The organism is Polaromonas sp. P3_C2 (assembly GCF_056402675.1).
Genome location: NZ_JBFUGX010000413.1, coordinates 1 through 3,820 on the forward strand (window position 1 = coordinate 1; position 3,820 = coordinate 3,820).

Annotated in this window: 5 protein-coding genes; all 5 read left to right on the plus strand. The window is 61.5% G+C overall.

The genetic code is table 11. The annotated features are described in order from the left end of the window. Positions 1–867, plus strand: an 867-nt coding sequence (locus AC1DWI_RS16170) for a DNA polymerase III subunit gamma/tau C-terminal domain-containing protein (RefSeq protein WP_477725212.1), incomplete at its 5' end; no start/stop codon positions are given. Positions 868–961: 94 nt separating this feature from the next. Further along, positions 962–1,294 (plus strand): YbaB/EbfC family nucleoid-associated protein, encoded by a 333-nt coding sequence (locus tag AC1DWI_RS16175; RefSeq protein WP_457278639.1) that lies wholly within the window; start codon positions 962–964, stop codon positions 1,292–1,294. Between the two features lie 137 nt (positions 1,295–1,431). Beyond that, positions 1,432–2,058, plus strand: coding sequence for a recombination mediator RecR (gene recR / locus AC1DWI_RS16180; RefSeq protein ID WP_457278638.1), 627 nt, complete (start codon positions 1,432–1,434; stop codon positions 2,056–2,058). A gap of 71 nt (positions 2,059–2,129) precedes the next feature. Then, positions 2,130–2,543 carry an MAPEG family protein gene (locus AC1DWI_RS16185; protein ID WP_457278637.1) on the plus strand — a complete coding sequence of 138 codons (414 nt, stop codon included), beginning with the start codon at positions 2,130–2,132 and terminating at the stop codon, positions 2,541–2,543. Between the two features lie 134 nt (positions 2,544–2,677). Continuing rightward, on the plus strand, positions 2,678–3,727 hold the full coding sequence (locus AC1DWI_RS16190) for an ABC transporter substrate-binding protein (RefSeq protein ID WP_477670872.1): 1,050 nt from the start codon (positions 2,678–2,680) through the stop codon (positions 3,725–3,727). Positions 3,728–3,820: the final 93 nt, after the last annotated feature.

Below are 3,820 nucleotides of genomic sequence, written 5' to 3' on the forward strand. Positions count from 1 at the left end.
ACGCAGCTGCTTTACAGCCTGTGCCTGCATGGCCGCGGTGAACTGGGCCTGGCGCCCGACGAATACGCGGGCCTGACCATGGTGCTGCTGCGCCTGCTGGCCTTCAAACCCTCGGCTTCGGCTACCACCCATGCGGGGGGTGCCGCCGAGCCCGGAAAAAAGCCCCAGCCTGAGGTGGCGCGGGCCCATGCGCCCGAGGCTTTGCCTGAACGGCGTGCGGCGCCGGCGCCTGCCGCTGCACGCGAACCTGCCCATGATGAGCCCGTGCCCGCTGCGCCGCGTGTTTCACAAGAACCACCCACCGCTCAAAATTTTGAGAAAAAACAGCCTGTAGCCCAGACGGAACGGGCGCAAGCAGCTATCAATTCAGTAGCGACTCCCGTGACGATGCCGGAGCGGCCAGTGCCGCAGCAGCGCCCGCAGCCGGGCATGCCAGCTGCTGCCGTCGCGCCTCTGGTGCCTGTTCCGCACGGCGAGGGCTGGAGCCAGACCGTCAACCAGCTGGTGGCCGCCGAGGCCGTGGCGGCACTGACGCGTGAACTGGGCCTGCAGTCTGAATTGCGCAGCCAGGCCGATGGGCTGTGGACGCTTCGGGTGGAGCGCGAGTCGCTGAACCAGGCGGCAGCGCGTGAAAAGCTGCAAGCCGCGCTGCAGGCGCATCTTGGCGACGCGGCCCTGCGGCTCGCGGTGGAAGTGGGGCCCGTCACCGACACCCCGGCGCGCCGCAATGCGGCGGCGCAAGCCGAGCGCCAGCGTGCGGCCGAAGAAATGATCCAGAACGACCCGTTTGTGCAGGACATGATTCGCGACTGGGGCGCCAAAATTGTCCCCGGCAGCATCCGGCCGCTGGCCGCGAAGTCGATATGATCAAAGGCAGGTTTTAAAACCAATTTCTGCCCCCAATTTCGACGCAATTTCAGACGCAAAGCACACCTCGATTTCAAGTTTTAAAGGAACTACCATGTTTAACAAAGGACAACTCGCGGGCCTCATGAAGCAGGCGCAGGCGATGCAGGACAACCTCAAGAAAGCCCAGGAAGAACTGGCATTTGTGGAAGTCACCGCTGAGGCCGGCGCCGGTCTGGTGAAGGTCACCATGACCTGCAAGCACGATGTCAAACGCGTTGAAATTGACCCCAGCCTGCTGACCGACGACAAGGACATGCTGGAAGACCTGGTAGCCGCTGCGTTCAACGCGGCCGTGCGCAAGGCCGAAGAAGTGAGCAACGAGAAAATGGGCAAGCTCACGGCCGGTATGCCCGGTCTGCCTGGCGGCATGAAGCTGCCCTTCTAAAGTTGTGAGCCCCCACGGTCGCTCACTGCGTGTAGCTCCCTGCCCCCCGAGGGGGCCGCTGCGCCTGCGGCCCGGCAAAGCCGGTTCCGCGGCCCCTGCTTGCGAAAGCGGGTACAACGCTCGGTCGCTGCTGCCACATGGCTGACTCCAACGCTCTCGAAGGCCTTACCCAGGCCTTGCGCAAGCTGCCGGGCGTGGGCGCCAAGTCGGCCGCGCGCATGGCTTTTCATTTGCTGCAGCACGACAAGCCCGGCGCGCTGCAGATTGCCCGTGCGCTGGAGCACGCCGTCAATAGCGTGCGGCATTGCACCTTGTGCAACACGCTGACGGAGCAGGAGGTTTGCACCACCTGCGCCAACCCGCAGCGTGACCGCAGCAAACTGTGCGTGGTCGAAACACCGGCCGACCAGGCTGCCCTTGAGCGCACGCTGGCCTACAAGGGCCTTTATTTTGTGCTCATGGGCAAGCTGAGTCCGCTTGACGGCATAGGCCCCAACGACATCGGCTTGCAAAAACTGTTTGACCGCGTGGTGCCCAAGAACGAGCGCGGCGAGGCATTGCCGCCTGCATCGCGCGAAGTGCAGGAAGTCATCCTGGCGACCAATTTCACGGCCGAAGGTGAAGCCACTGCACACGTGATTGCACAGGCGCTGAAAAGCCGCGGCGTCCAGGTGACGCGCCTGGCGCGCGGAGTGCCGGTGGGCAGCGAACTTGAATACGTAGACCTGGGCACCATTGCCCACGCGTTGGTGGACCGCAGGTGAGGGCGGTGTTTTTAGTTTTATCTTGACAGCTTCATGCCCGCAGCGGGCGACCATAACGAAAGGAACTCACCATGACATTCGCACGCTTCACCATTGCCTACTGGTGTGTTCTGATTGCGGCCCTGTTGCCCATTGTGTGTGCCGCCATTGCCAAATACGGCACGATGAGCACCCCGCGGCGTGATGGTGGATATGACAACCACAACCCGCGAGGCTGGCTGGCGCAGCAAACCGATTGGCGTGCCCGGGCCAACGCCGCGCAAGCCAACACATTCGAGGCGCTGCCCTTTTTCTTTGCAGCAGTCATCATTGCGCACGTCCTGCAGGCGGGGCAGACACGGCTGGACATCCTGGCATTGCTCTTTGTCGTGCTGCGCATTGCCTACATCATGATGTACATCGCTGACCTGGCCAAAGCCCGCTCTGCCATCTGGGCGTGTGCACTTTTTATCAATATCGTCATTCTTTTTTCCGGCTTTCGTTGACACATGCGTCGGGCGTGTGAAAGTTACCTCTGGTAACGCGATCACCTTCGGTAAAAACCCGCACGGGATGACCCCGATGCGGGTTTTTTTATGCCTCGATAAGCTTGTGACATCAAAAAAAGAGAGAGGCTTGCATGAATCGCCAACCCCTGATTTCCCGCCGGGCTTTTGCCGGTGGCACCGCACTGGCAGCAGCAACGCTGGCATTGCCGGCGCTTCGCGCGCAACCCAGGCTCGAGAAAACAAAAATTGCGTTGGCGGTCGGCGGCAAGGCGGCGTTCTATTACCTGCCTCTTACCATTTCAGAGCAACTGGGGTATTTCAAGGCCGAAGGCCTGGACATTGAAATCAGCGACTTTGCCGGTGGTGCACGCGCGCTGCAGGCCGTGGTGGGCGGTTCTGCCGACGTCTGTTCGGGTGCTTTCGAGCACACCATCAATCTTCAGTCCAAAAACCAGATGTTCCAGGCTTTTGTGCTGCAGGGCAGGGCGCCGCAAATTGCTTTTGGCGTGTCAACAAAAAACATGCCCAACTACAAAACGGTCGCAGACCTGAAGGGCAAGAGAATCGGTGTGTCTGCGCCGGGCTCGTCCACCAACATGATGGCCAACCTGGTACTTTCGCGCGCGGGGCTCAAGGCCGGCGACGTGAGCTTTATCGGAGTCGGCACTGCGGCGGGCGCGCTCACTGCGCTGCGTTCGGGGCAGATCGATGCCATGAGCAATACCGACCCGGTCATGACCATGCTCGAGCAAAAGGGCGAGGTGAAGATCATCAGCGATACGCGCACGCTCAAGGGCACGATCGAAGTTTTTGGCGGTTCCATGCCGGCGGCCTGCCTGTACGCCCCGATAGAGTTCGTCCAGAAAAATCCCAACACTTGCCAGGCACTGGCCAATGCGATCGTGCATGGGCTCAAATGGCTGCAGACTGCAGGCCCCGGTGACATCATCAAGACCGTGCCCGAGAGCTACCTGCTGGGTGACCGGGCGCTGTACCTTGCGTCATTCAACAAGGTGCGTGAGTCGATTTCGCTTGACGGCATCATTCCTGATGACGGCGCGCGCACGGCGCTCAAGGCACTGGCAAGCTTTGACCCCAGCATCAAGGCCGACAAGATCGACATCGCCAAGACCTATACCAACGAGTTTGCGCGCAAGGCCAAGGACCGATTCAAAGCTTGAGCCCCCACGCTTTTCACTTCGTGTAATGCGCTGCCCCCCCCGAGGGGGCCGCTGCGCCTGCGGTCTGGCAAAGCCAGTCCCGCGGCCCCGGCT

Excerpts from the sequence above, each read along its gene's own strand:
- AC1DWI_RS16190 (WP_477670872.1), top strand. The coding sequence starts at position 2,678 with ATGAATCGCCAACCCCTGATTTCCCGCCGGGCTTTTGCCGGTGGCACC.
- AC1DWI_RS16185 (WP_457278637.1), top strand. The coding sequence starts at position 2,130 with ATGACATTCGCACGCTTCACCATTGCCTACTGGTGTGTTCTGATTGCG.
- recR (WP_457278638.1), top strand. The coding sequence starts at position 1,432 with ATGGCTGACTCCAACGCTCTCGAAGGCCTTACCCAGGCCTTGCGCAAG.
- AC1DWI_RS16175 (WP_457278639.1), top strand. The coding sequence starts at position 962 with ATGTTTAACAAAGGACAACTCGCGGGCCTCATGAAGCAGGCGCAGGCG.